Annotated in this window: 30 protein-coding genes, 1 tRNA gene, 1 pseudogene and 1 riboswitch; of the genes and pseudogenes, 13 read left to right on the forward strand and 19 right to left on the reverse strand. The window is 62.3% G+C overall.

The genetic code is table 11. The annotated features are described in order from the left end of the window. The 4 genes from CAPSK01_RS21780 to CAPSK01_RS04280 all read right to left on the reverse strand — a co-directional run. Positions 1–308: metal ABC transporter permease (locus CAPSK01_RS21780; protein WP_034923043.1), on the reverse strand; the 308-nt coding region annotated here is incomplete at its 3' end. Next, complete coding sequence (locus CAPSK01_RS04270) at positions 305–1,159, reverse strand: zinc ABC transporter substrate-binding protein (protein WP_273703108.1); 855 nt, start codon at positions 1,157–1,159, stop codon at positions 305–307. The genes CAPSK01_RS21780 and CAPSK01_RS04270, both read right to left, overlap by 4 nt. 67 nt (positions 1,160–1,226) lie before the next feature. After that, positions 1,227–2,609: a hypothetical protein gene (locus CAPSK01_RS04275; RefSeq protein WP_034923063.1), complete on the reverse strand. Its 1,383-nt coding sequence runs from the start codon at positions 2,607–2,609 to the stop codon at positions 1,227–1,229. Between the two features lie 63 nt (positions 2,610–2,672). Next, positions 2,673–2,987 carry a hypothetical protein gene (locus tag CAPSK01_RS04280; RefSeq protein WP_034923066.1) on the reverse strand — a complete coding sequence of 105 codons (315 nt, stop codon included), beginning with the start codon at positions 2,985–2,987 and terminating at the stop codon, positions 2,673–2,675. Positions 2,988–3,345: 358 nt separating this feature from the next. Here CAPSK01_RS04280 and CAPSK01_RS04285 point away from each other — a divergent pair, with 358 nt between their 5' ends. After that, positions 3,346–3,543 (forward strand): ADP-ribosylglycohydrolase family protein, encoded by a 198-nt coding sequence (locus CAPSK01_RS04285; RefSeq protein ID WP_034923068.1) that lies wholly within the window; start codon positions 3,346–3,348, stop codon positions 3,541–3,543. Here CAPSK01_RS04285 and CAPSK01_RS04290 read toward each other — a convergent pair. Both CAPSK01_RS04290 and trxB read right to left on the reverse strand, forming a co-directional pair. Further along, on the reverse strand, positions 3,540–4,100 hold the full coding sequence (locus CAPSK01_RS04290; protein ID WP_273703068.1) for a Smr/MutS family protein: 561 nt from the start codon (positions 4,098–4,100) through the stop codon (positions 3,540–3,542). The two genes, CAPSK01_RS04285 and CAPSK01_RS04290, sit on opposite strands and share 4 nt — an antisense overlap. A gap of 31 nt (positions 4,101–4,131) precedes the next feature. Beyond that, positions 4,132–5,097: a thioredoxin-disulfide reductase gene (trxB, locus tag CAPSK01_RS04295; protein ID WP_034923072.1), complete on the reverse strand. Its 966-nt coding sequence runs from the start codon at positions 5,095–5,097 to the stop codon at positions 4,132–4,134. A gap of 163 nt (positions 5,098–5,260) precedes the next feature. Here trxB and CAPSK01_RS04300 point away from each other — a divergent pair, with 163 nt between their 5' ends. The 7 genes from CAPSK01_RS04300 (at position 5,261) to CAPSK01_RS04330 (ending at position 12,547) form a co-directional block, all read left to right on the forward strand. After that, positions 5,261–5,971 carry a cyclic nucleotide-binding domain-containing protein gene (locus tag CAPSK01_RS04300; protein WP_273703069.1) on the forward strand — a complete coding sequence of 237 codons (711 nt, stop codon included), beginning with the start codon at positions 5,261–5,263 and terminating at the stop codon, positions 5,969–5,971. A 25-nt stretch (positions 5,972–5,996) separates the two neighbouring features. Then, positions 5,997–8,600: a DNA translocase FtsK gene (locus tag CAPSK01_RS04305; RefSeq protein WP_034923074.1), complete on the forward strand. Its 2,604-nt coding sequence runs from the start codon at positions 5,997–5,999 to the stop codon at positions 8,598–8,600. Beyond that, on the forward strand, positions 8,597–9,211 hold the full coding sequence (gene lolA / locus CAPSK01_RS04310) for an outer membrane lipoprotein chaperone LolA (protein WP_034923076.1): 615 nt from the start codon (positions 8,597–8,599) through the stop codon (positions 9,209–9,211). Before CAPSK01_RS04305 ends, lolA begins: the two co-directional genes overlap by 4 nt. An 84-nt stretch (positions 9,212–9,295) precedes the next feature. Continuing rightward, positions 9,296–9,372: transfer RNA gene (locus CAPSK01_RS04315), tRNA-Val, on the forward strand. Positions 9,373–9,730: 358 nt separating this feature from the next. Further along, positions 9,731–10,165: an RNA polymerase-binding protein DksA gene (gene dksA / locus CAPSK01_RS04320; RefSeq protein WP_034923078.1), complete on the forward strand. Its 435-nt coding sequence runs from the start codon at positions 9,731–9,733 to the stop codon at positions 10,163–10,165. A gap of 6 nt (positions 10,166–10,171) precedes the next feature. After that, positions 10,172–11,056: an alpha/beta hydrolase gene (locus CAPSK01_RS04325; protein WP_034923080.1), complete on the forward strand. Its 885-nt coding sequence runs from the start codon at positions 10,172–10,174 to the stop codon at positions 11,054–11,056. Between the two features lie 84 nt (positions 11,057–11,140). After that, entirely contained in the window at positions 11,141–12,547 is a 1,407-nt protein-coding gene (locus CAPSK01_RS04330; RefSeq protein WP_034923082.1) for a 3'-5' exonuclease family protein, read from the forward strand. On the opposite strand, the gene CAPSK01_RS04335 is transcribed toward CAPSK01_RS04330, so the two are convergent. From CAPSK01_RS04335 to mltG, 6 genes are read right to left on the reverse strand one after another with little or no spacing between them, the layout of a single operon-like run. Continuing rightward, positions 12,539–13,195 carry an ankyrin repeat domain-containing protein gene (locus tag CAPSK01_RS04335; protein WP_273703070.1) on the reverse strand — a complete coding sequence of 219 codons (657 nt, stop codon included), beginning with the start codon at positions 13,193–13,195 and terminating at the stop codon, positions 12,539–12,541. The genes CAPSK01_RS04330 and CAPSK01_RS04335 overlap by 9 nt on opposite strands. After that, positions 13,192–13,974 carry a TatD family hydrolase gene (locus CAPSK01_RS04340; RefSeq protein WP_034923248.1) on the reverse strand — a complete coding sequence of 261 codons (783 nt, stop codon included), beginning with the start codon at positions 13,972–13,974 and terminating at the stop codon, positions 13,192–13,194. Before CAPSK01_RS04340 ends, CAPSK01_RS04335 begins: the two co-directional genes overlap by 4 nt. Positions 13,975–13,979: 5 nt before the next feature. After that, positions 13,980–14,360: a PilZ domain-containing protein gene (locus tag CAPSK01_RS04345; RefSeq protein ID WP_034923085.1), complete on the reverse strand. Its 381-nt coding sequence runs from the start codon at positions 14,358–14,360 to the stop codon at positions 13,980–13,982. A gap of 7 nt (positions 14,361–14,367) precedes the next feature. Beyond that, positions 14,368–15,408: a DNA polymerase III subunit delta' gene (gene holB, locus CAPSK01_RS04350; RefSeq protein WP_034923087.1), complete on the reverse strand. Its 1,041-nt coding sequence runs from the start codon at positions 15,406–15,408 to the stop codon at positions 14,368–14,370. After that, positions 15,405–16,040 carry a dTMP kinase gene (gene tmk / locus CAPSK01_RS04355; RefSeq protein ID WP_034923089.1) on the reverse strand — a complete coding sequence of 212 codons (636 nt, stop codon included), beginning with the start codon at positions 16,038–16,040 and terminating at the stop codon, positions 15,405–15,407. The genes holB and tmk overlap by 4 nt, the downstream gene beginning before the upstream one ends. Next, on the reverse strand, positions 16,037–17,038 hold the full coding sequence (gene mltG, locus CAPSK01_RS04360) for an endolytic transglycosylase MltG (RefSeq protein WP_034923090.1): 1,002 nt from the start codon (positions 17,036–17,038) through the stop codon (positions 16,037–16,039). The genes tmk and mltG overlap by 4 nt, the downstream gene beginning before the upstream one ends. Positions 17,039–17,196: 158 nt before the next feature. Between mltG and CAPSK01_RS04365 the strand changes: the two genes are divergently transcribed. Both CAPSK01_RS04365 and CAPSK01_RS04370 read left to right on the forward strand, forming a co-directional pair. Beyond that, entirely contained in the window at positions 17,197–18,228 is a 1,032-nt protein-coding gene (locus CAPSK01_RS04365; RefSeq protein ID WP_034923092.1) for a folate-binding protein YgfZ, read from the forward strand. Between the two features lie 12 nt (positions 18,229–18,240). Continuing rightward, on the forward strand, positions 18,241–19,023 hold the full coding sequence (locus tag CAPSK01_RS04370; protein WP_034923095.1) for an NRDE family protein: 783 nt from the start codon (positions 18,241–18,243) through the stop codon (positions 19,021–19,023). On the opposite strand, the gene CAPSK01_RS04375 is transcribed toward CAPSK01_RS04370, so the two are convergent. From CAPSK01_RS04375 to CAPSK01_RS21785, 4 genes and pseudogenes are all read right to left on the reverse strand, one after another. After that, positions 18,993–19,475, reverse strand: coding sequence for a L,D-transpeptidase (locus CAPSK01_RS04375; protein ID WP_034923097.1), 483 nt, complete (start codon positions 19,473–19,475; stop codon positions 18,993–18,995). The two genes, CAPSK01_RS04370 and CAPSK01_RS04375, sit on opposite strands and share 31 nt — an antisense overlap. Before the next feature lie 2 nt (positions 19,476–19,477). Next, entirely contained in the window at positions 19,478–19,933 is a 456-nt protein-coding gene (tadA, locus tag CAPSK01_RS04380) for a tRNA adenosine(34) deaminase TadA (RefSeq protein WP_034923099.1), read from the reverse strand. A 192-nt stretch (positions 19,934–20,125) separates the two neighbouring features. Then, positions 20,126–20,395, reverse strand: coding sequence for a hypothetical protein (locus CAPSK01_RS04385; protein WP_034923101.1), 270 nt, complete (start codon positions 20,393–20,395; stop codon positions 20,126–20,128). Positions 20,396–20,562: 167 nt separating this feature from the next. Beyond that, positions 20,563–20,650: riboswitch (cyclic di-GMP riboswitch) on the reverse strand. 85 nt (positions 20,651–20,735) lie between these two features. Beyond that, positions 20,736–20,876, reverse strand: a pseudogene (locus tag CAPSK01_RS21785) (AAA family ATPase); the annotation flags it as partial. 114 nt (positions 20,877–20,990) lie between these two features. Here CAPSK01_RS21785 and CAPSK01_RS04390 point away from each other — a divergent pair. From CAPSK01_RS04390 to CAPSK01_RS04400, 3 genes are all read left to right on the forward strand, one after another. Then, complete coding sequence (locus tag CAPSK01_RS04390) at positions 20,991–21,956, forward strand: DUF4351 domain-containing protein (RefSeq protein ID WP_034923103.1); 966 nt, start codon at positions 20,991–20,993, stop codon at positions 21,954–21,956. 17 nt (positions 21,957–21,973) lie between these two features. Next, positions 21,974–22,381, forward strand: a complete 408-nt coding sequence (locus CAPSK01_RS21790; protein WP_273703071.1) for a hypothetical protein — start codon at positions 21,974–21,976, stop codon at positions 22,379–22,381. Between the two features lie 66 nt (positions 22,382–22,447). Next, complete coding sequence (locus tag CAPSK01_RS04400; protein WP_273703072.1) at positions 22,448–22,723, forward strand: hypothetical protein; 276 nt, start codon at positions 22,448–22,450, stop codon at positions 22,721–22,723. Between the two features lie 184 nt (positions 22,724–22,907). On the opposite strand, the gene CAPSK01_RS04405 is transcribed toward CAPSK01_RS04400, so the two are convergent. From CAPSK01_RS04405 to CAPSK01_RS04415, 3 genes are all read right to left on the reverse strand, one after another. Continuing rightward, entirely contained in the window at positions 22,908–23,300 is a 393-nt protein-coding gene (locus CAPSK01_RS04405; protein ID WP_273703073.1) for a LamG-like jellyroll fold domain-containing protein, read from the reverse strand. A 470-nt stretch (positions 23,301–23,770) separates the two neighbouring features. Next, a complete protein-coding gene (locus CAPSK01_RS04410; RefSeq protein ID WP_034923109.1) occupies positions 23,771–24,940 on the reverse strand; it encodes a VWA domain-containing protein in 1,170 nt (389 codons plus the stop codon). A 19-nt stretch (positions 24,941–24,959) separates the two neighbouring features. Then, positions 24,960–25,802 (reverse strand): MoxR family ATPase, encoded by an 843-nt coding sequence (locus tag CAPSK01_RS04415; protein ID WP_034923111.1) that lies wholly within the window; start codon positions 25,800–25,802, stop codon positions 24,960–24,962. Between the last annotated feature and the right edge of the window lie 126 nt (positions 25,803–25,928).

The following is a 25,928-nucleotide window of genomic DNA, read 5'->3' on the forward strand; positions in this document are numbered from 1 at the left end:
AGAACGAAGACGACTCCGATGGTCGCCTCCTGCACCTCCGGCCAGATGCGCTCGGTCCAGGTCAGAAGCAAGGCGCCGGCGAGTGCCGCCGCCAGCGCCGCCACCTGCACGGCAGCCCCTTCCGGCTCGAATCCGAGCTGATCGGCGATCAGCACGCCGCAGCCGGCGATCTGCGCGATCGCCAGATCAATGAAGACGATGCCACGCGCGAGAACCTGCATGCCGAGCGGCACATGCGTTGCCGTTACCAGCACCCCGGCGACGAAGGCCGGCAGCAGGATCGATGGGTCAAACACGCCTGGATTCATTGGCCGCCTTTTTGCAGCCGCTGGATGGTGTCATCGAAGAGTCCGAAGAGATCCTTTGCCGAATCGTCCCCGCCGACGGTGAAGGGCAGGACCACGGGAGGGATCTTCGCACGTTCGGCGATCCACCGCGATGCCCGGTCGCTCTGGTACGCCGCGCGGACGACCATCCTGGCCGGCTGCCGTTGCAGCAGGGCGAGGACTGCCGAGAGGTGCTGGGTGGTCGGCTCGATCCCCGGCTTGGGTTCGAGTGCGGCCACCTGCTGCAATCCCAGCCAGGCATTGAGGTAGGCAAATGCGTTATGGTGGACGACGATGGCGGTACCACGCAGCGACGAGGCCCGCTTCTCCCATTGGGCGATCGCCGTGCTCCAGCGTTCTGCGAATGCCTTGTGGCGCGCCTGGTAATACGCGGCATTGGCCGGGTCCAGATCCGCCAGACGGGCGGCGAGCGGCGCAGCCACGCGCGCGATGTTGTGCGGGTCGAGCTGGATGTGCGGATTGCCGGCCGGATGCACATCACCGTCGGCGCGGTCGAGGCGCAGCGGCTTTTCGAGCATGCTGACAAAGGCCGTTGCTTCCAGGTAGCCGGGCTGGCCGGGTTGCACGCGTGGATTGCCGGCCTGCCGCAGGAGCAGCGGCAACCAGCCCACTTCCAGCTCGGCGCCGGTGGCGATCACCAGGTCGGCGCTGCGCGCCCGTGCGATCAGGCTGGGTTTCGCTTCGACGTGGTGCGGATCCTGCAAGGCGTTCGTCGCGGCGTAGACCTTCACCTGGTCGCCGCCGAGTTCCTCGGCGAGGGCACCCCACTCGGGAACGCTGGCGAAAATGTTGAGCGCAGCCAGCACCGGCATCGCGAGAAGCGTCAGCACGAGACCCAGGAGGAAGGACCTGAAATGTCTTTTCATGGTCTCTCCTCGCTCAGTAACTGTGCGCACCATGCGCGCCCAGGGTCAGGATGTACTGGACGAACAGGATGTTGTCGGTGAAGTCGGGTTGCAGCTTGCTCTGCTGATACTGGATGCGAAAGCGGCTGAATTCGGACGGCGTGTAGTCGAACATCAGCGAGTAGCGCTTCGGATTGAACGACGAAGCGCCCAGGTAGTCGGCGTTGCCGCCGTAGTCGACCCGTCCGGGATCGAGGGAGTCGTAACGCGCTCCCACCCGCCACTCGGGCATGAACTGGTAGACCCCCTGCACATAGAAACCATTCTGCCGCGAAGTATTCCTTGCCGTGTTGGTCAGACCGAGCGCGCCGTCGCTGTCGTAGCGCAGGTCGCCGCGTTCCTTGCGCCAGAAGTACTCGCCCTGCAGCTTGAAGAGGGTTTCCCTGGCGTTGCCGTTGGGCGCGTACTTCCAGACGAAATCGGCGATCGCGACCTGGCTGCGGCCGCTGAATTCCAGTTGGGCCGGATTGCCGTTGCGGTCGATTTCCGTATGGGTCCGTTCGTTCGGTCGCAGTGTGAGCCACGACAGACCGGCCCGCCAACTGTTACTGACGTCGATGTCGCCACCGACATGTGCGTGCAGCGCGCCACCGCCGATGCCGTTGCGGCCACTGCTGCGTTCGCTGCCGGGAAAACTCGATCCGTCGCCGACTTCGGCGCCGAACTGCAGATAGGTGTCGGTCGGTGCAAGCCATTTCACCTGCAGGCCGTCGTTCCTGAACTGGCCTCCGAAAAAGGCCTGATAGACCAGCGGCGCATCATAGAAATCCCAGGCATGCTGGTGCTGGTCGTTGAGGTAGCCGACGCTCGACAGGAAGCGACCGAACTTCGGCGTCACGCCGCCGGGTAGGGCCGTGAACACGCCGTACGCTTCCTCGACCTCGACGTTGTTGTCCGGCGTCAGGGCAAGGATCAGATTGCCGAAGAACTTGTGGTCGACGTTGGCGGAGAATCCCAGTTCCGATTCCGCGATGCTGAAGCCGCGTTTGCCGGGGCCGATGTCGCCGCTCGGGACGAAACCGGCGATCGCGTACTTGTCCGGGTCCTTCGACTGGTTGATGTAAGCGCCCTGCAGTACGGCATAAATGGCGGGATTGAAGGCGCTGTTGCCGGCGCTGACGGCCGCTGGCGTTGCCGCCGGCGAAGCGGCCGGCGGCGGCGCCGGGGCCTTGGCGCTCCTCGCCTCGGCCTCCTGCAAGCGGCGATCGAGGGCCTCGATGCGGGCTTCGTAGCTTTGTTTCAGTTGCTGGATCTGCGCCTGGATCTCGGCGAGTTCGGCGTCGCTGGCGGCAGCTACCGGGGGCGCGCCGAGCAGCGCCAGCGCGCATGCGCCGGATACCTGAATGAATCTGGACATGCTTCTTCATCCTCTAAACGTGGTTGATCTTCGCCGGCCCGGAGGGCGGCGAAACCGGACGGTTCAGAGTTGCGCGGGCGGGGCGCGACTGGAATAGTAGGCGGGAACGCCGGCCGGGCGGATGGCCGTGCGAGCGTCGACCAGGACGAAGTCGCCCAGCGTTTGGTCAAGCGGCGGCGGGTGGCCTGGTGCGGCATTGGCCGCTGCAGCGAGCAACAGACACTCGACGCAGAGCGCATCGCTGTCCGGGTCCTGCAACCCCTTTCCCTGCATGGCCTGCCGCCATTCGGCGAGATGCTCCAGCTCGTGCCACCGCACCTCGTGCTGCACGCCGAGCAACAGGAGAGCCATGACCACCGCCAGAATATTGCGAAGCATCGCGGCTGCCCGCTGCCTGGACAGGGTGGATGATGCCGGGCGACGCCGGGCGGGCGGTTTCATGCGCGCCCGGCCCACGGCTCGGCGGCATGGTCGAATCGCGGCAGATCAGCGATCTGCTGCCGCTGGCGAGTGTGCAAACACGCAGCAGCCATCGCCGCGCCAGCGTCACGGGTGGCGCCATTGATTGCCGAGAGGACGTAAGCAGGGGAATGTCTCACGACAGATATGGAAACACAAAACCCTTGCTAACGCAACATTGTTGCGTTTACGTGTTGCCAACAGCTAAAACCATGATCAAGGCGAGTCGACGCCGGCCTTCGCCGCCCGCATCGGCTGCGGCCAGGGTGTCAGCGGTATGCTGCACAGTGTGCCGGTGGCGCTGCATGCCTGGCTGTCGCCTCCCGGGGAGATGCAGGCAGCGCCCACAGCCGCGATCGTTTGCGGTGGCGACACCGACAGCGTGGCCGCCATCGTTGGCGCCCGCGTTGGCCCCGACAGGTTCCCCGCGCATTTGCTCGATGGCCGCGTACGGTCCTGCTCGGCGAACCCCTAGCGGGATCTGCCGCCCCCCTTCAGCAAAACCCACAAGGCGCCATCACCACCGTCGCTGGGTGGTGCGTGGCAGAAGGCCAGCACATCCTTGTAGCGACTTAGCCAGGCCTTGACCAGGTGGCGCAGAACCCCTTCCCGCCCCGGCGAGCCGTGGCCGCGACCGTGCACGATGCGCAGACAGCGCTTGCCGGCAGCCAGTGCTTCGGCAATGAACAGCGACACCTGCGCGTGCGCCTCGTGGCGATTCATGCCATGCAGATCGAGATGATCCTGGATGCTCCAACGACCGCGGCGCAGGTCACGCAACAGGGTGCGCGGCAGCCCGCTGCGCAGGAACGAGTCGGCGCCGCCAAGGTCGAGCCAGTCGTCGATCGCCAGGGGGGCATGCAGCAGTTGTACCAGAACCGCCGCTTCGTCGAGTTCGCGCTGCCGTGGTCGCGGACTCGGCTTCGGTGCATCCAGAGTGACCCGATCGAGCTTGCGCAAGGGCGTCGCGCCGTCGACAGCGGCGCGAAAAGCAGCCAGGTCCTCCGGGCTGGGTCGCGGTCGCAGCGTCATCGCAGACATCGCTCCTCACGCCGGCCATGCCTCAGCCAGCCAGTCCAAGACTGTCAAGATAACGTTCGGCATCGAGTGCCGCCATGCAGCCGCTGCCTGCCGAAGTACAGGCCTGTCGGTAGATGTAATCCTGCACATCGCCGGCAGCGAAGACGCCGGCGACCGACGTTGCCGTGGCATTGCCGTTTTGCCCGCACTGGGTCAGCAGGTAGCCGCCCTGCATGGCCAGCTGGCCGACAAACAAGTCGGTATTCGGTTTGTGGCCAATGGCGATGAAGACCCCCGCCAGCGGCAGGTCTTCGGTATGGCCGGTCAGCTTGTCGCGGATGCGCATGCCGGTCACGCCGGACTGGTCACCGAGCACTTCGTCCAGCGTGCAGTTCCAGCGGATCGTCACCTTGCCGGCTTTTTCCTTGGCAAACAGTTTGTCGTGCAGTATTTTTTCACCGCGCAGCTTGTCGCGGCGATGCACGAGGGTGACGTGACTGGCGATGTTTGCCAGGTACAGTGCCTCTTCGACCGCGGTATTGCCCCCGCCGATGACGGCGACCGGTTGGTCACGATAGAAGAAACCATCGCAGGTGGCGCAGGCGGAGACGCCGCGGCCAGCAAAGGCTTCTTCGGACGGCAGGCCCAGATACTGGGCCGAAGCACCGGTGGCGATGATCAGGGCATCGCAGGTGTAGGCACCCGAATCGCCGATCAGCACAAACGGCTTTTCGGTCAGCCGGGCGGTATGGATATGGTCGAAGAGGATCTCGGTTTCAAAGCGGCGAGCATGCGCTTCGAAACGCTGCATCAGCTCTGGCCCCTGCACGCCCTGTGCGTCGGCCGGCCAGTTGTCCACGTCGGTCGTGGTCATCAACTGCCCACCCTGGGCCATGCCGGTGATCAGCACTGGTTTGAGGTTGGCGCGTGCCGCATATATGGCGGCGGTATAGCCGGCGGGCCCGGCTCCAAGGATCAGCAGGCGGCAATGGCGGGTGGCTTGGGTCATTTCGATGGGCTCTGGTCGTGGGTCACGGAAAAATTATAACCGGCAACGCTGGCCCCTTCGCGGCCAAGTTCATTGCGGCAGTGCTTCGAAAATCTTCGAGGTGCCTTATAATCGCGGCGCAAGCCCTTGATAGAAATCACTTCACTTGATGAAAGAATGGCCCATGAACACTGCCGTTGAGCAACCTAGGAGAGGACCCAGCCTGACTTTGCTGCACAGCATCCCGATATTTGCCGGCGTTCCCGATGCACAACTCGAACAGATCGCCAAGGTCGCCTTCCATCGTCGGGTACCACGCCAGACCACCATCGTCCGCGCCGGCGACAGTACCGATTCGCTCTATGTGCTGATCAGCGGCGGCGCCAAGGTGCTCAACAGCGACGAAGAGGGACGGGAAGTGATTCTGACCCTGCTTGGCCCCGGCGAGTTCTTCGGAGAAATGGGGCTGATCGACGGCAGCCCGCGTTCGGCCGATGTCATGGCCACCGAGACCTGCGAATTGCTGGTCATTACCAAGAACGACTTCAAGCGCTGCCTGGCCGAAAACTTTGACCTTTGCCTCAATATCATGAAAAGCCTCGTGCAGCGTTTGCGCGAAGCCGACCGCAACATCGAGAGTCTGGCACTGCTCGACGTCTACGGCCGCGTTGCCAAGTTGCTGATCGATTTTTCCGAAGAGGAGCGCGGTCAGCGCGTGATCCGGCGACGGCTGACCAAACAGGATATTGCCAAGATGATCGGCGCCTCACGCGAGATGGTCAGTCGAGTCATGAAGGATCTCGAAAACCGCGGTTACTTCCGGGTCGAAGAAGGCCGGACCGTGATTCTCGAAAAACGCCTGTCTTCCCCGACAGGTCCCGCTTCCCAACCGTAACTCCCTACTACTCCAGAACCCACTGATGGCTTTGCTGAACAAACTTGCCGGCAGGATGCCCTTGCCGTCCAGGGCACCGAGTCCGCTCCCGGAAAAAATCGCCGCCCTCCTGCAGGAGTCGCGATGGCTGGTCCTGATCGTTGTCGCCACCTTCCTGGCGCTTTCGCTGTGGGGCTACCATCCATCCGATCCCGGCTGGTCGCACGCCGTACACACCGCAACTCTGCACAACCCGGCTGGCCGTAGCGGCGCCTGGCTGGCCGATTTGATGCTTTTTGTCTTTGGCTTTTCGGCGTGGTGGTGGATCGTTCTGCTGCTGGTCTTTGTCTGGTGGGGGTATCGACGTCTCGAAGGCCAGCACCCGACCGACCGACGTCCGCTGTACATTTGCCTGGCCGGCTTTCTGGTCCTGATCATCGCCAGCAGCGGACTCGAGAACCTGCGTTTCTATACGCTCAAAGCAATGCTGCCGGTTGGCCCCGGCGGCGTCATCGGCATCGAACTCGGCGCTTTGGTCGTGCGTTATCTGGGTTATACCGGTGCGACGCTGACCCTGTTCGCTCTGCTGATGCTTGGCTGGAGCATTTTCTCCGGAATGTCGTGGATTACCACGGCCGAACGTGCCGGCGCACTCCTGGAAGCGATCGTCGTGGGCATCTACCAGTGGCTCGAACGCCGGAAGGACCGGCGCATCGGACGCGAAGTCGCACGCGAGCGTGAGGCCGTCATCGAGGGCGAGAAGAAGCGCGGCGAATCGCACGAACCCACGCTGACCAGTTCCCGCCCGCTCCCGGTCAAGACCGGGAAACGCAGCCAGGAACCGACCCTGAACGACGAGCGCGACCTACTTGCGCCGCTACCGCCCACAGCGGGCAAACCCATCGACGACGAGCCGATCTTGCACGACGATCTCGACCCGCCTGCATCGCTACGGCCAGGAACCGGCACGCCCATCGATGACGACGAGCCGATCCTGCACCGCGAGCTTGACTTGCCTGCATCGACACGACCAGGAGCCGGCACGCCCATCGATGACGAGCCACCCCTGACCGAAGCTCCCAAAACCATCGCGCCGCTGCTGTCAAACGGGGAAAAACGGACCGAACGTGGGCGACCGCTGCCGCTCCCGGAAGCCATCGAAGCGCCCCCGTTGCCGCCTGTGCATCTGCTTGAACCAGCCCCCTTGCAGAGCAGTCGGGTCAGTCCCGAGACGCTTGAATACACCTCACGTCTGATCGAGCGAAAACTCGCCGATTTTGGCGTGCATGTGGCGGTCACCGCCGCCTATCCCGGGCCGGTGATCACGCGTTACGAAATCGAGCCGGCGGTCGGCGTGAAGGGTGCCCAGATCCTCAATCTGGCCAAGGATCTGGCACGCTCGCTATCGCTGGTGTCGGTGCGCGTCGTCGAGACGGTCCCGGGCAAGTCGTCGATGGCACTTGAACTCCCGAATCCCAAGCGGCAGGTGGTCCGCCTGCTGGAAATCATCTCCAGCAAGGAATATCACGACATGGACTCGCCGCTGACGATGACGCTGGGCAAGGATATCGGCGGCCAACCACTGGTCGTTGACCTGGCCAGGATGCCGCATCTGCTGGTGGCCGGAACGACTGGATCGGGCAAATCGGTCGGCATCAACGCGATGATCCTTTCTCTGCTCTACAAGGCCGGGCCAGACCAGGTGCGGCTGATCCTGGTCGACCCGAAGATGCTCGAACTGTCCATCTACGAGGGCATCCCGCACCTGCTCGCACCGGTGGTGGTGGACATGAAACATGCCGCCAACGCCCTCAACTGGTGCGTTGGCGAAATGGACAAGCGCTACAAGCTGATGTCGGCAATGGGCGTTCGCAATCTGGCTGGCTTCAATCAACGCATCCGTGATGCTGCGAAGAACGGCGAGAAAATCGCCAACCCGGTGTCGCTGACCCCGGATCACCCCGAACCGCTGTCCTGTCTGCCGTTCATCGTGGTGGTCATCGACGAACTCGCTGATCTGATGATGCTTTCCGGCAAGACCGTCGAGCAACTGATCGCCCGTCTCGCGCAGAAGGCGCGCGCCTCGGGAATCCATCTGATTCTGGCGACGCAGCGACCATCGGTCGATGTGATCACCGGCCTGATCAAGGCCAACATACCCACCCGCATCTCCTTCCAGGTGTCGTCAAAGATCGATTCACGCACCATCCTCGATCAGATGGGAGCTGAAACCCTGCTCGGCCAGGGCGACATGCTCTACCTGGCACCTGGGACCGGCTATCCGACACGCGTCCATGGCGCTTTTGTCGCCGACGAAGAAGTGCATCGGGTGGTCGACTACCTGAAAAAAACGGGGGTTCCGGATTACGTCGAGGGCGTTCTTGCCGGGTCTGGGGCAGACAACGAAGGCGATGACGCCAGCGGTGGCGAAAGCCAGGAGAGCGATGGCGAAGCCGATCCGGTCTATGACCAGGCGGTCGAAGTGGTGCTAAAGAATCGCCGTGCATCGATTTCGCTGGTACAGCGCCACTTGCGCATCGGCTACAACCGCTCGGCGCGCTTGATCGAAGCCATGGAAAAAGCCGGGCTGGTTTCTGCCATGGATGCCCGTGGCGGTCGCGAAGTCCTGGCCCGCAGGGAAGAGGAATGATTCGCCGCACTCTCCTCGCCGCCGCCTGCCTGCTGGCTGCCCAGGCAGCCGACGCCGGAGCGATCGACAAGCTGCACCAGTTCCTCGAATCAACGCGGACGGTACGCGCCGATTTCGCGCAGACGGTGGTGACCAAGAACGGACGCCAGGCGCAAGCGTCTAGCGGCGTCATGATGTTTTCCCGCCCAGACAAGTTTCGCTGGCAGATCAAGAAGCCCTATAGCCAGTTGCTGGTGGGTGATGGCGAGAAAATCTGGATCCATGATCCGGATCTGCGCCAGGTGACGGTCAGGAATGCTGGCACGGCGATCGGCGGGACGCCGGCGGCACTGCTCGCCGGAGATAGTGCGATCGAAAGGAACTTCACCCTGCGCGAAGCGGGTGATCATGATGGGCTGGAATGGCTCGAGGCGATTCCCAAAGCGCAGGACAGCGGCTTCGAGAAGGTCCGTCTCGGTTTTGCCGATAAGGAGCTCAGGGCAATGGAGTTGTTCGACAGCCTCGGCCAGATCACCTTGCTGCGCTTTGTTCACCTTGAGCGCAATCCGCCCCTGGCTCCTTCGCTATTCCGCTTCGTCCCGCCGGCCAATACCGATGTGATTGGTGAATGAGCGGTCCGCAGTCGCTTGACTTGAAGTTCCAGCCCCGTATAATGCGCACTTCCTTGGAGTCGTCAGCAATGTTGATTTCGATGAAGGCGCGTAGCTCAGCTGGTTAGAGCACCACCTTGACATGGTGGGGGTCGTTGGTTCGAGTCCAATCGCGCCTACCAAGTGCATCGTCAGTGCCGCTTTGGCATTTCGCGGATGCCCTTGGGAAAAGTATTCAATCGCAAGAACTCATCAACAGGCCGCCTACAGGCGGCTTTTTCGTTGACTGCCGATGGGTCGCGTGCGCACCGGACATGCGAAAAAGTTCATCGCTGGCCTGAATCCAGGCTGCGCCGCTGCCGGGCTGTGCGACCATCGGTTCCAGGCTATGCTGCTGACGCGCGATGCGCTAACATGGATCGCTGAAGCCAGAAGCCAGGCGGACGACTGTCACGCCATCCGAATGGGTGAGCCGAGGTCAGGCCGGCGTACTCAAGCGCTTTCCCTGATCGATGGTCAAACAGAAACTGAAGGAGAGAGATGAACATGGACAAGCTTGCCGGACGAGTTGACGCAGAAACCGAGGCGATGCTGTTGTCCGCCCCGCCGGAACAATACATGTCGCCCGAGCAACTGGCTTTTTTCCGCCGGCGGCTGCTCGAAGAAGAACAGGCCTTGCTTTTGGCGGTGAAGAAGACGGCTGGCCACCTCCAGGAGAGCGCAACCAGTTCCGACTGGAACGATCGTGCCAGTGCCGAGGAAGAGCACACCCTTGAGCTGCGCGTTCGCGACCGCGAAAGAAAACTGCTCCAGAAAATTCGCGAAGCCCTGAAACGCATTGATGAAGGCAACTATGGCTGGTGCGAGGAAACCGGCGATCCGATCGGCCTTCCCCGGCTGCTGGCGCGACCAACGGCGGCCCTCTGCCTCGAAGCCCAGGAGCGACGTGAACTGGTGAAGCGCCGTTTTGGCTGATTTCCAATGCCACAGATTACCGCCAACAATCTTCAGATCGAATACGAATCCTTCGGTGCCGAGTCGGCGCCGGTGATCCTGCTGATCATGGGGCTGGGCGCGCAATTGGGGCGCTGGAACACCGAACTCTGTGAGGCACTCGTCGCCCGCAACTATCGCGTGCTCCGTTTCGACAACCGCGATTGTGGTCTGTCAAGCAAACTCGACGCAGCCGGCATTCCGGAAGTGGGCCGGGCACTGCGCACCGGCACACCGTTGGTCGCACCCTACACGCTTGAGGACATGGCGGCGGACAGCGTCGGTCTGCTCGATGCACTCGGGATCGAAAAGGCGCATATCGTGGGGGCGTCGATGGGCGGCGCGATCGCGCAGATTGTCGCGGCACGCTATCCGCAGCGCACACTGTCGCTGACCAGCATCATGTCCACCAGCAGCCACCCCGACCTGCCGCCACCGACGCGCGAGGCTGCACAGGCGTTGATGGCCCCCCTGCCGCCGACACGTGACAAGGAAGCGCTGATCGAAGACGCCATCCGACGCCAGCTAGCCGTCGCCAGCCCCGATTTTCCGAGTTGTCCGGAACGTTTGCGGGAAGTGCTCAGCGAAGAGCATGCGCGCGGCTTCCACCCGCCTGGGGTAGCGCGGCAATTGGCGGCCTTTCTGGTCAGTGGTGACCGGCGTGCGTTGCTGGCAACGATCAAGGCGCCCACACTGGTCTTGCACGGGGCCGAGGATCCATTGATTCCGGTTGCTTGTGGCTACGACGTGGCAGCGCACATCCCGGGCGCGAAGATGCGGGTGATCGAGGGACTCGCGCATGATCTCCCGCTGGCCCTCACCGAGGTGTTCGCCGATGCGATTGCCAGCGTGGCACAAGCGGCGGAACGCTGATCTACCCGCGCTTGCCGTTCCCTCTGCCGCTGCCCCCCGTACATTGACTGTAGGGTGCTTGCGGACGCCCCGGCACAGCAGCCAGTGAACGCCATTCTCGCATCCGAACCGTTGATTTTTATCGACCTGGAAACCAGCGGCGCCAATTTCGCGAACGACCGGATCATTGAAGTCGGCCTGATCGAAGTGGACGCGAATGGCGCACATGAATGGAGCGTCCTGGTCAATCCAGAAACGCCGCTTTCTTCTTTCATCACCGGGCTCACCGGCATCGATGACGCGATGCTCTGCTCTGCCCCCACGTTTCGGCAACTTGCACCGATACTGCTCGACCGGCTGCGCGGACGCTTGTTGATTGCGCATAATGCGCGCTTCGACTACGGTTTCCTGAAAAGCGAGTTCGCACGGCTCGGCGTGGATTTTCGGGCATCCAGCCTGTGTACGGTCAAGCTCTCACGCAAGCTGTTTCCCGAGCATCACCGCCACAACCTCGACACCCTGATGATGCGGCATGGCCTCCGCGTTGCTGGCGCTCGTCACCGTGCGCTGGCCGATGCGCGCGCGCTCTGGGACTTGTGGCAGTGCTGGCATCAGCAACTGCCTGCCGCAACCATCGAAAGCGCGGTCGCGGCGATTGTCGGTCGCCCCGAGTTGCCACCGCAGATCGACGCTGCGCTGATCGATGACCTGCCCGAAGCGGCAGGTGCTTATGCGTTTTACGGCAGGGACGGTCGCCTGCTGCTGAGCCAGCGCAGCAGCAATCTCCGCCAGCAGGTCCTGGCACATTTCACGCCGGACAAACGCGACACGGCCCTGATCCGCGACATCTGGCAGGTCGGGTGGCGTGCTGCAGCCGGTGAGTTTGGCGCGCGCCTGCACCAACTCGAACTCGCCCGCTCGGTGCCAGAGGCCCACGCGGCGGCCAATGGACTCTGTTCGTGGCAACTACGGCAACACGCCCAGGGCGATTTTCGGCCGCAACTGGTTTTTTCCGAGGACATCGATTTTGCGCTTGCCGACGATCTGTTCGGCCTGTACCCGGCTCGTCGCGAAGCGCTGCGCAGCTTGCGCACGCTCGCTGACGCACACCGCCTGTGCTACCGGCAGCTCGGGCTTGAAGAAACAGGACCAGGGGAAGCCTGCACCGCCTACCGGCAGAAGAACTGCCGCGGCGTCTGCATCGGCAAGGAAAGCACCGGATTGCACAGCGCCCGCCTGCTGACCGCAATCGCCAAGTTCAGGGTCAGGACCTGGCCCTACCAGGGAGCAGTGGTTCTGATCGAGCGAGATGGATTCGGCATGCGCGAGGACCTGCACCTGATCGATCGCTGGCGCTTGCTGGGCACGCTGCACAGCGAAGAAGCCCTGCAGGTACGTCTGGCTGATGGCCCGACTGCGAGCCCTTTCGACCCCGATATCTACCGGCTCATCCACAAGGTTCTGCAGGCGGGCAAGCTGCGCGTGCGCCCCTGCCCAGGGTTCTCACTTTGAGCGCCCGACAGCCTCCGGATTGCCGGGACGCCCACCGGCCTTGCGCAAGAGGTCGGCGATGTCGGTGTTCTCGGTCTTCAGCGCCCAGTCGATGGCCGTCGCACCCCGTTCGTTGGCAAGGTTCGGATCGGCGTTGTTCTGCAACAGGAGTTCGACGACTTCGAGATGTCCAAAGCGTGCGGCAAACAGCAGCGCCGTCGAACCGTTGTCGGTCGTTGCATTGACCTCGGCCCCCTTCTTGAGCAGATAGTCGACCACCGCCGCATGGCCGTTGAAAGACGCGTAGATCAGGGGTGGCCAGCCGTACAGGTTGACGTCGGCGCCCGCTTCAACCAGACGTTTGACGAACGGCAGCTTGCCCTTGTAGGCAGCCAGGCTCAGCGCGGTCTCGCCGTTGCGGTTGCGGGTATTGATGCGGGCGCGACGCTTGAGCAGGTAATCGAAGAAATCCATGTTGCTGCGCTGGACGGTCTGCATCAGCAGCGTGTTGCCCAGGACATCAACTGAATTGACATCCATGCCGCGGTTGATCAACTGGATTGCCCACGGCGTGTCACCGGAGATCAGCGCCTCCTCCATGTCTTCGTACACTCCGGCCGTGGCCGAGGCGGGGAGCAGCAAGGCAAACAGCAAGGCGATCATTTTCATTGAGGAACTTTCGTGCGGGCATCCGGAAACAGTCGAAAAAAATTGCGGGTGGTGGCGTCGACCAGGTCCTGGTAGCTCAGGCCACGCAGTCTTGCGATCTCTTCGGCAACGTGTTTCACATAAGCAGGCTGGTTGGTCTTTCCCCGATACGGTACCGGTGCGAGATAGGGTGAGTCGGTTTCAACCAACAGGCGGTCAAGTGGCACACGCCCTGCCACCTCCCGCACTGTCAGCGCATTCTTGAAGGTGACGATGCCGGACAGGGAAATGTAAAAACCCTGATCAAGCGCCGCTTCGGCGACCTGCCAGGTTTCGGTGAAGCAATGCATCACCCCGCCAGCTTCACCGGCCTCCTCTTCCTGCATCACTCGCAGAGTATCGACCGCCGCCTCCCGCATATGGACCACCAGTGGTTTGCCAGCAGCGCGGGCGGCACGAATGTGCGTACGGAAACGCGCTCGCTGCCACTCCGGAGCATCCTTGTGCCAGTAGTAATCCAGCCCGGTCTCACCGATGGCAATGATTCGCGGATGGCGAGCCAGTTCGACGAGTTCGTCAAGCGTTGGTTCGCGAACCCCGGTGGTCTCGGGATGAACGCCAACCGACGCCAGAATCATTGGCCAGGCCTCAGCCAGCGCCAGCACCCGCGGCAGGTCTTCGAGCGTAACGCCGATGCACACGGCACAGCCCACACCATTCTCGTGCATCAATTGAAGCACCTGCTCGACATGCGCGGACAACTTCGGGAAATCGAGGTGGCAGTGGGAATCGACCAGCATCCCCATCAGACGGTATGGGTCGGGCGACCGGACTGCATCACGCCGCCGAGCAGTCCTTCGATGCGCCTGCGCGCCTCGATGCCACTTTCGTCGTTCTTGAAGTGCACCCCAATCCCCTGGACCTTGTTGTTATGCGCGCCGACCGGAGTGATCCAGACGACTGTACCGGCGATCGGCAATTTGGCCGGGTCCTCCATCAGCGACAACAGCATGAACACCTCATCGCCCATGCCATAGTTGCGGTTGGTCGGAATGAAGATTCCACCGTTGCGCAGAAGCGGCATGTACGCCGCGTACAACGCCGACTTCGAGTTGATGTTCAGCGACAAGACGCTCGGGCGCGGTGCTGCAGGGGCTACAGGCTTGCCGGGGTTTGCTTCTGCCATATCCTTCTCAAGGGGTTCGGAACAGCTGCACGTAACTCAGGAAAAATTCCTCGAGAAACAGGCGGCTGTTCAAGGGTTGCTCACATTGAGCCTTGTATTGTATCGCCTTTCGGTGCAATGCCAAGAGTCTGCGGAGGTCGGTGGTTTGCGCCAGACCTTGCAGCAGCGGCATCTGCCCCAGAAAATAGCGTGGCGGCAGACCCTCGCTCGCCAGGCTGAGGTCGAACAGCCACCTCTGCGCCCAGTCGACAACGCGTTTCAAAGGTGCCGGGCGCTTTTCAGCCTTGACCAGCTTGTCGAGGCTGGCGGCGGCCGCCAAAGGGTCGAGTTCCCGGCCACGCGAGACCTGCGCGAGCAGCGAATCGAGCAGTACGCGTTCGCCACTGCCGCTCAGTGCAAGCGCCAGCAGCGGCGAACCGCCAGCCAGTGCCAGCCAGCTTCCGGCATCGCTGACCCCGGCATCACGCAGCCACTGCCGGGCAACCCCATGCGCCGGGCTGGGCACGGGCATCCTCTGACAGCGGCTACGGATCGTCGGCAGCAAGCGGTGGGGTTCGCTGGAAACCAGGAGAAACAGGGTCGCAGCGATCGGTTCCTCCAGTGATTTGAGAAGCGCATTGGCGGTCGAGCGATTCATGGCCTCGGCCGGGTTGAGCAACACCACGCGCGCGCCATGGCGGTGCGTACCGACATGCAGGAAGTCATCGAGCGCCCGCACTTGATCGATCGTGATCTGCTGGCTGGGCTTCTTCTTGCCCGTCTCTTCGCCCTCTCCGGCTTCAGCCGCCACGTCGGCAACGAGCGCACCCGGCTGCAACAGGCGCAGATCCGGGTGGTTGCCTTGCGCCAGCCAGCCGCAGGCCAGGCATTTGCCGCAGGCCTCGCCGGAAGCAGCAAGGTCTTCGCAGAGCAGTGATTCAGCAAAAGCGCGAGCCAGCTCGAACTTGCCGATTCCCCGCTGACCGGCAATCAGCAGCGCGTGCGGCAGTTGCGCTCGCCGCGCGCGAAGTTGTTGCCAGGCCGCTGAATGCAATTCGATGATATTCATAAACAGTGTCTTGCAATCGTTTCTTGAATCAGTTTCTGGATCACTTCCGGAGCCTGGACAGCGTCGATGACATGCATGCGCTGTGGCGCGGCGGCCGCACGTTCCAGATAAGCCTGGCGCACGCGTTCATGAAAATCGGTCCGCTCCTGTTCAAAACGGTCGAGGTCACGTGCCTGGGCCGCGATGCGCCGGCCAGCGATGGTCGACGGCAAATCGAACAGCAGGGTCAGATCCGGCTGCAGATGAGGATGCACCCATTGTTCGAGCTGCGCGAATTTCAGCCTGTCGAGGCCACGTCCGCCGCTCTGGTAGGCGTAAGTGGCATCGCTGAAACGGTCGCAGACTACCCAGTCGCCGCGTTTGAGGGCCGGTTCGATGACCCGTTCGAGGTGCTCGCGGCGAGCCGCAAACATCAGTAGCGCTTCCGTCTCAAGGTGCATCGCCTGATGCAGCAGCAATTCCCGGAGTTTCTCACCAAGCGGCGTCCCTCCCGGTTCCCGGGTGGCCAGCACCGTCCGGCCATGGTTGCCAAGGAAGGCCGCGACGTCGGCCAGATGACTGCTCTTGCCGGCGCCGTCGATGCCTTCAAAGGTGATCAATTTGCCGCGCGGTTTGTCTTCACCTTGACTCAAGGTCTGCCCCCTCTCTGATAGCGCGTTACCGCCTGGTTGTGTTCAGGCAGCGTATTTGAAAAATGGCTCGTGCCATCGCCACGGGCCACAAAATACAGCGCGTCGCTGAGCGCCGGGTGCAGTGTCGCGCGCAAGGCGGCCAGACCGGGCATGGCGATCGGTGTCGGTGGCAGACCGGCGCGTTTGTAGGTATTGTAGGGCGTATCGGCGAGCAGGTCGCTTTTGCGCAGGTTGCCGTCGAAGTGGTCGCCCAGGCCATAGATCACGGTCGGGTCGGTCTGCAGGAGCATTCCCTGGCGCAGACGGTTGACGAATACCGCGGCCACCAGCGAGCGATCCTGGTCGCGCCCGGTCTCCTTTTCGACGATCGAAGCCATGATCAAGGCCTGGTAAGGATCACGATAAGGCAGACCGACTGCCCGCGCGGACCATTCGCGCGCCAGATGCCGCTGCATCGCGCGGTAGGCGCGCGCCAGCAGTTCGACATCGCTGCTTCGTTTGGCAAAAAGATAGGTGTCGGGAAAGAAGAGTCCCTCGGCGGCAGTCTCCGGCACACCCAGCAGGCGCATGATCTCGGCTTCGGGAATGCCCGTGGTTTCATGGCGGAGTTCCGGATGCGCATCGAGGCGCTCGCGCATTTGCCGGAAGGTCCACCCTTCGATGAATGCCAGTTCCGCCTGCGTGAAGTCGCCCCGGGTCAGTTTCCTCAACAGTTGCAGTTGCGTCACGCCGTAGGCGATTTCGTAGCTGCCGGCCTTGATCGAAGCTTCGACGCCCAGCAGCCTGGCAAGCAGGATCAGCGCCCAGGGATCGAGTTCGACACCGGCCGCAGCGATCTCACGGGTCGCGGCGCGCAGGCTGCTGCCGGGCGTGATCGTGAAATCGACCGTCGCGCGCTCCAGACTGATCGGCGTCAGCAGCACGCTGGCGAACAGCGCGCCCAGCACGAGGCACACCACAACAAGAAAAACGAATAAGCGACTGAGGACTTTGCGCATCAATCCTGCGCAACCGGCAGGCTGCGGGGCGGGAACGAGGGAATGAACCTGGAGTGGCTCTATAATAGCCGAAACGCCCTGCCCTGAACCCGACTCGCGGGTGGCGGATCGCCGACCAAGGGCTTTGACGGTCAAGATTTGATGGAAATGAGGCAACAATGAACTCGATCTGGCAGGACATTCTGGGATCTTCCGGAGCACACCTCGAAAACGGTTTGCTCAACGATTTCGGCGATGCCGCCGCAGAACTGGCAGCGGCCGCTACGACGACCATCGTTGCGCCCCTGGGCCACCTCGGCGTGATCAGGGTCAGCGGCCCTGAAGCCGCCACTTTTCTGCATCATCAATTGACCAGCGACGTCAAGCATCTGGCCAGCGATGCGGCACAGTATTCGGCCTGGTGCACGGCCAAGGGGCGGATGCTCGCCAGCTTCCTGATTTTCCGCATCGGCCCCGACTATCAGTTGCAACTGTCTGCCGATCTGCTGCCGGCGATCCACAAGCGTCTGCAGATGTTCGTTCTACGCAGCAAGGTGAGCATCGGTGACCTGTCCGGCGATTGCGTACTGATCGGCGTCGCCGGTCCGCAGGCCGAAGCGGTACTGCAAACCGTCATGCTGCCAGTACCTGCAAGGCCTTTGAAAACCGCCGTTTTCGCTGCTGGGGCCGTGGTCCGCCTCGATGACCAGCGTTTCGAAATTCTTGTCAATCGCGACGCCGTCCCGACGCTATGGCCGGAACTGCTCACACAGGCCCGACCGGTTGGCACCACCGTCTGGCAATGGCTGGATATTCAGGCCGGCGTGCCGCTGATCAGCGAGCGCACCAGAGAGGAGTTCGTTCCGCAAATGGCCGATTTCGAGCAGCTCGGGGCGATCAGTTTCCACAAAGGCTGTTATCCCGGCCAGGAAATCGTCGCCCGCACGCAGTACCTCGGCAAGGTCAAGCGTCACCTCTACCGCGCCCATGCGGCCACGCCGATGGCGGCCGGCGATGCGATCTTCTCGCCGGCCAGTCCCCAGCACCATTGCGGCATGATCGCCAACGCCGCACCAGCGCCGTCGGGTGGCTACGACGCCCTGGCGATCGTTCAGGAGAACTTCGTCGGCGCCGGAAATCTGGAACTCGGCGCTCCGGGTGGCCCGCGCCTTGACCTTCAGCCCGTGCATCGCTCCATCCCTACGCCTTGAGCGCAAGCCACAATGTGCCTGATTGTCCTCGCCTGGCAGGCGCACCCCGACTATCCGCTGGTCGTCGCCGCCAACCGCGACGAGTTCTTCGCTCGCCCTTCAGCGCCCGCCGCTTTCTGGCAGGAAGCCCCGCAGGTGCTCGCCGGGCGCGACCTCGAGGCCGGCGGTACCTGGCTGGGCGTCAGTCGTGCGCAACGTTTCGCGGCCCTGACCAACTACCGTGAGGGCGGCAAACAAGACCCCGCTGCACGCTCGCGTGGTGCACTGGTGGCCGATTTCCTGACCGGCAACGCCAGTCCGGCGGCGTACCTGGCCGAGGTCTCGGCAGCCGCCGCCGACTACAACGGCTTCAACCTGTTCGTTGGCGACGACCAGCGCCTGGGCTATTTCAGCAACCGCGGTGACGGCCAGCCGCGCTGGCTGGAGCCTGGCCTCTACGGCCTCTCCAACCACCTCATCGACACCCCCTGGCCGAAGCTGGCCAGCGCCAAGGCGACCTTTGCTGCGGCCCTGTCTGGACTGCCGGCGCCGGCACCGTTCTTTACGCTGCTCGCCGACCAGGAAATCGTCCCCGATGCCCACCTGCCCGAAACCGGCGTTCCGCTCGAATGGGAGCGTATCCTCTCGGCGGTCTTCGTTCGCTCCGAAAACTACGGCACGCGCGCCTCGACGCTGCTCAGCAGGCACCGCGACGGGCAGACCACGCTGATCGAGCGAAGTTTCGATGTCGACGCCCAGGCCACCGGCGAGGTCTGCGAGCGCTTTCAGTCCTCGCTGATATCGACCGGCGTGTAGGGCGGCACCAGATCGAACAGTTCGACAATGTCGGCGTTGCGCATGCGAATGCAGCCGATCGATCCGGGGCGGCCCATCGGTGTCGTGTCCGGGCTGCCATGGATATAGACGTAACGGCGCATGGTATCGACCCGGCCCAGCCGGTTTCGACCGGGTTCGCAGCCAGATAACCAGAGGATGCGCGTGAGGATCCAGTCGCGCTGCGGAAATCGTTCGACGAGTTCTGGGCCGTAGATCTCACCCGTCGGTCGGCGGGCAGAAAACACGGTGTTCACCGCTTCGCCGGCACCAATCTTGGCACGGATCAGGTGCCTGCCGCGCGGTGTACAGAAGCTGCCCGAGAGTTCGCCTGGGCCGTTCGTTGCCGTGGACACCGGATAGCTGCGTAGCGCCTGCCCGGAGTCGTCCGAGAGGGTCAGCGTCTGCTGTTTGATGGAGATCGCGATGTGCATGCTCACTCGCGGGTTCGCCGCGCCGCAAAGAAATCGGCAAGCAACTGCCCGCATTCGTCAGCCAGGATGCCGCCGACGACCGCCGTGTGATGGTTGAGGCGCGGCACCGCAAAGAGATCGACAACGCTGCCATGCACACCGGTCTTGGGATCGCGTGCGCCGTAGATCAGCCGGGCAATGCGTGCCTGCAACACCGCACCGCCACACATCGCGCAAGGTTCGAGAGTCACGAACAGTTCGCAGCCAGGCAGGCGGTAGTTTTGCAGATTGCGCGCGGCGTCGCGTAGGGCGGCGATTTCGGCGTGCGCCGTCGGGTCGTGTTCGCCGATCGGCGAATTGAAACCGCGTCCGACGATCACCCCATCGCGAACCACCAGCGCGCCAACCGGAACTTCGCCGAGGCACTCGGCAGCCCGCGCCAGAGAAATCGCCTCGCGCATGAAAAATTCGTCGTTCATCGACGCATTCTACTGCAGCATAGAAGCAGGCTGCGGAGAATACCTCGATCTGAAACGGACTACATCCCCTGACGAAAAGCGAGCACTGGTACCCAGCGACCTCTGAACGTAGGCTGCGACACCTTCACTGCTCTCCAATCCATATCATCAGAGAAGCGCATGTTGTCGTCTGCAGGCTCTCTTGATTCACCCTCAGCTCCTGAGCCACTTGCGCAGCATGTGATCGAAAACAATGAAAAGGATCATGCAGGCCATGAGCGCGAAGCTGGCGTTGGCAAACCCGTCGAAAAACTGGGGCGATGCAACGGGCGATGCTTCCTTGATCGAGTAATGATACGACGCGCCCGCAGCCGACAGACTACGTTCTGCCACCTGTCCGTAGGCTTCCTGGATATTGACCGCCGCCAGCTTCATGGTCTCGGTTCCGCCAGGAGTTTCGATCGTCGCGATATAGGTTTTCATGGTTTCCTCAGACTCTCAACGCACACCATACATGGCATCAAAAGTGGCTATTGTTGTTGCGCCATACAGTCGGCATCAATTCAACAAAACCGTTGCTGCCCTCTCATACGAGAGCCATGTTTCAGCTGTGGGAAGGAAACCAAGTACCCGCACGAATGTGCCTGGGGCGAGGTAACCCAGCCACCCTCCTGTCATTCCAGGTTAGGGTCTGCAGCTTTGCGTCCGGGGCTTTCACCCCGTTTGCCATTTGTCTCGTGAAGCCATTATATGTCTGGGCCGCAAACCTGCCGTGAAAATTCTCACGCCCGCACCCAGGTAATTACCTGCTCAACCAGCATTTCGATTTGACATGCCACTCGAACAGCGGCAAGCCCAGGGAAGCGGCCACCTCCTCGGCGAGCATGGTCTTGCCGGTCCCCGGCTCACCCTTGATCAGGAGCGGGCGCTGCAGGGTGATCGCGGCGTTAACGGCGAGGGTCAGGCTTCAGGTCGCGGAACGTGACCAAATGAGGTACCCTTCATCCCTGTTCGTACCGCATCACCCATCGATCATCATCACTCGAAACGTCCGGCCACTCTCCGCGAGATTTAACCTATGGCAGCCCAGGCCGCACCAGGCGACGACTACGACACGCCGTGGAAGGACGCGCTGACGCGCTACTTCCCCGAGTTCATGGCCTTCTACTTCCCGCTGGCCCATGCCGAAATCGACTGGCAGCAGCCGCACGTTTTTCTTGACCAGGAACTCGCCCAAGTGGTACAGGATGCTGAACTCGGCAAGCGCCTGGTCGACCGCCTCGTTCAGGTCACCACGCTGGCCAGTGGCGAACAGTGGGTCTACATCCACGTCGAAGTCCAGGGCCAACACGATGCCGCCTTCCCCGAGCGCCTGTTCACCTACAACTACCGGCTCTACGACCGCTATCGTCGCCCGATCGCCAGCCTGGCCGTGCTGGCCGATGACCGCGAAAGCTGGAAACCAACCCACTACGGCTACCAACTGTTCGGCTGCGAGGTCGGCATCCACTTCCCAACGGTCAAGATCCTGGACTACGCCGGCCAGATCGAAGTCTTGCTGGAAGATCCCAATCCCTTCGCCCTGGTCACCTCTGCGCACCTGTTCACCCGCAGAACGAGGGGTGACCCGGAACAGCGGTACGCGGCAAAATGGCAACTGGCCAAGCTGCTCTACGAACGCCATTGGGACAAGCAGCGCATCATCGACCTGTTCGGCGTCATCGACTGGCTGATGCGATTGCCGAACGAATTGGAGCAACGACTCCTGCAGGAAGTCTACACACTGGAAAGGAACGTCACCATGCCCTACGTCACTTCTGCCGAACGCTTCGGAATTGAAAAAGGACGACAGCAGGGGCTGCAGCAGGGGCTGCAGCAGGGCGAAGTCGCCCTGCTGCAACGCCAGCTCTCGCGCCGGTTTGGTCCCCTGCCTGACGCTGTCCGCGCCCGACTGACCGGCGCCAGCATCGATCAATTGGAAACCTGGGCGATCAGGGTGCTGGATGCCGCATCATTGGACGAAGTCTTCGATCAGCGAGCGTAGCCCGTAGCCCGGATGGAATGACATGGAATCTGGGGAAACACCGCATCTCAAACCACCCTGCAACCCGTCAGCGGTTCCGCCTTACGAAGGAAGACGGGGGGGTCATGAAATTACCGGTGCGTGATTTCAAGACCTCGCTGCCTGCTCTCGCTGCCGAACACCTACCAAGGAAAAAGCACATGACCACGGTTCAGATCACATTACCCGACCAACTTGCACAGGAAGCCCAGCGCGCCGGGCTGCTGTCGTCCACCCAACTGGAACGTTGGTTGCGCGAGCAACTCAAGATCCAGCGCGTCGATGAATTATTTTCGGCAATGGACCGCATGGCGGCCATTGACCAACCTGCCGTAATGTCGCCCGAGGAAGTGGCTCAGGAGATCGCCACGATGCGCGCCGAGCGGCGCGCCAAGAGCGGAGCTTGATGCGGCTGGTGCTCGACACGAATGTGGTCACTTCGACCCCGCAGCTCCTTGACCATCAGATTCCCCTTGGCCATACTCCAGACCATGATGAGCACGATCACTTTCGACACCCTCAAATTCGTCAAGCGGCTGGAAGCGGCAGGGGGGGCCTCGTCACAACTTGCCGAAGCCTTGGCTGAAGCACTTGACAGGTCTCTGGCGACCAAGCCGGACATCGTGCGACTGGAAAACCGAATTGAGCCCCTGGAGATGAAGAGCGAAAGCAAGTTTTCACTGTTACCGTGGATGATTGCCGTCCTGATCGCTCTGGCCGTTGCCAACTTCGCCCAGCAATTCTTCTGAGCCTTCAATGAGGGGGGAAAGGGCCTTTTTTCCTTCTGCCTTGGCGTGAAAAGAAGAACGGGTCAGAAAGGAAAAGCGTGATTTCAAGACCCCGACCCTGGACCCTGCCGTGCGCTCTCAGGGCGTCACCCGGCGTGTGGCGATGATACCGGGGACGCTACGCCCACTCGACGGAAACCGCCACTCAATGGCGACGCCGCCGTACCCCCAGCAGCCCGGCTGCCAACAACATCAGCGCCAGGCTCGACGGCTCGGGCACCGCGGCGGCCCCTAGCGGAGTCATACCGACAGGAACCGGAGCAACCGTGTCCGAGTAGATCGACGCCACCTTGGAAGCATCGAGCGCGCTGTCATAGAGCCTAACATTGTCGATGAGCCCAGTGTACCAACCGGTCGGCGCTCCCCCAATCGTCAGGCCACCGACCAGGAAGGAGGCTGAAGTCGGATGGATGATATTCCCCCCGCTCGACGACGACTGGAACAGGCCGTCCACGTAGATCGCCGACGTTTGGCTGGTGGTGCCATAGGCCATCATTGACCACCGTTGAAGAGATACCACTGCATGGATACGCGGCATATATATGCGCCTTGCCGATCGTGCTGCACCCGTCAGCCACGTCATTTATTGCCAAGAAATATCCAGCAACGACTCCTGAGTAGTGCTTCCCAATGGGAAGAGACGCATCCGTATCGCCCGGATTGAGCTTGACCCATACTTCCGCCGAGAAACTTCCACCAACGAAACCGAAATGGTCGCCCATGGTTTGTCTTCTGGTGCGGATGATTATCGATACCGCTCGCCAAGTGTAAAAAATTTCGACACCCGGAAGCCGTCAAGGGGCTTCCAGGAGCGAGCCGGTCGCGCTGAAAGCCCCAGCAAGGGCGGGAAGCGGGCTTTGCGCGGAGTGTAAAAAAACTGGCCGCCGGAATCGGAACGCTCGGGGCTGCCATCCAGGCCACGCTGCAATCAGCGGCCGACGTCGGACTCCGGACTGACCGGCATCGCCGCCCTCCCCTTCAGCGCCAGGCCTTCCGCAGGCCATTGGCCTACTTGCTCAACAACCTCATTCCCCGCTCCAGCCCATCGAGCGTCAGCGGAAACATCCGCCCGCCCATCAGATGGTAGATCAGCGAAGTCGATTGCCGGTATGGCCACGACTGTTCCGACTCGGGGTTGAGCCAGATCGCGTGCGGCCAGGTGTCGGCCAGGCGGCGCAACCAGGTGGCGCCAGGTTCGGCGTTGTGGTATTCGAGGCAGCCGTTGGGCTGTAAGAGTTCGTAAGGACTCATCGACGCGTCGCCGACGAAGATCAGCTTGTAGTCGTTGCCGTATTTGTGCAATACGTCCTGGGTGGCGATGCGCTCGCTGTGGCGACGGCGATTATCCTTCCACAGACGGTCATAGACGCAGTTGTGGAAATAGTAGTGTTCGAGGTGCTTGAACTCGCTGCGGCAGGCCGAGAAGAGTTCTTCGCAGACGCGGATGTGGTCGTCCATCGAGCCGCCGATGTCAAGGAACAACAGCACCTTGACGGCGTTGTGACGTTCCGGACGCATGTGCAGGTCGAGCCAGCCGGCGTTGCGCGCGGTGCCGGTGATCGTGCCTTCGAGGTCGAGTTCATCGGGAGCGCCCTGGCGGGCGAAACGGCGCAGGCGGCGCAGCGCGACCTTGATGTTGCGCGTGCCGATTTCAACACTATCGTCGAGGTTGCGGTATTCGCGCTTCTCCCAGACCTTGACCGCCGAGCGGTTCTCGCTCCTGCCGCCGACGCGGATTCCCTCGGGATGCGTGCCACCGTGTCCAAACGGCGAGCTGCCGCCGCTGCCAATCCATTTGTTGCCGCCGGAATGCCGCTCCTTCTGTTCGGCGAGGCGCTGTTTGAAAGTTTCCATCAGCTTGTCCCAGCCCAGTTTTTCGAGTCTGGCGCGTTCGGCGTCGCTCAGATGCCGCTTGACCGCCTGCCGCAGCCACGCTTCGGGGATCAGGACGTCCATCCCCGGCAGCGCCTCGACTCCCTTGAAGTACTCGCCGAAGGCGCGGTCGAATTTGTCGAAATGGGTCTCGTCCTTGACCAGGGTGGCACGCGACAGCACATAGAAGTCGTCGATGCTCTGTTCGATGACGTGCTGCTGCAGCGCTTCGAGCAGGGTCAGAAACTCCTTGATCGATACCGGCAGGCGGCTCGCCTTGAGGTGCAGGAAGAAGTCGATCAGCATCGTCGCTGCCCGCGTGGCCTCAGCGGTTCTGACGCGCCATGAAAATCAGGCGCTCGAAGAGATGCACGTCCTGCTCGTTCTTCAGCAGCGCGCCGTGCAGCGGCGGGATCGCGGACTTCTGATCCTTGCTGCGCAGCACTTCCGGCGGAATGTCTTCGGCGAGCAGCAGCTTGAGCCAGTCGAGCAGCTCCGAGGTCGAGGGCTTTTTCTTCAGACCCGGAATCTCGCGCAGTTCGAAGAAGACCTCCAGTGCTTCGCGCAGCAGCGTCGGTTTCAGGCCGGGGAAGTGCACGTTGACGATCCTGGTCATCGTCTCCTTGTCGGGAAAGCGGATGTAATGGAAAAAGCAGCGGCGCAGGAAGGCGTCCGGCAGTTCCTTCTCGTTGTTCGAAGTGATGAACAGCACCGGCCGGTGGCGCGCGCGCACCTGCTGACGGGTTTCGTAGACGAAGAACTCCATGCGGTCAAGTTCGCGCAACAGATCGTTGGGAAATTCGATGTCGGCCTTGTCGATTTCGTCGATCAGTACCACCGACGGCGTTTCGCATTCAAACGCCTGCCAGAGCACCCCCTTGACGATGTAGCTGCCGATGTCGGCAACCTTCGCTTCGCCAAGCTGCGAGTCGCGCAGGCGCGACACCGCGTCGTATTCGTAGAGACCCTGCTGCGCCTTGGTCGTCGATTTGACATGCCACTCGAACAGTGGCAAGCCCAGGGAGGCGGCCACTTCTTCGGCAAGCATGGTCTTGCCGGTCCCCGGCTCACCCTTGATCAGGAGCGGGCGCTGCAGGGTGATCGCGGCGTTGACGGCGAGGGTCAGGTCGCGGGTGGCGACGTAGGTATCGGAACCGGAAAAGCGCATGGGAGTGATCCTCTCGAAGAGGATCTGATTCTACCCGTAAATTTCACGACAGGGAGCGGACGGCAGCGCTTCAGCGCTTCGGGTGCGATTGAAAGTGTTGGTCGAGGTCCGCACCCTCGCCACTGG

It is taken from the genome of Candidatus Accumulibacter vicinus (assembly GCF_000584955.1).
GTDB lineage: Bacteria > Pseudomonadota > Gammaproteobacteria > Burkholderiales > Rhodocyclaceae > Accumulibacter > Accumulibacter vicinus.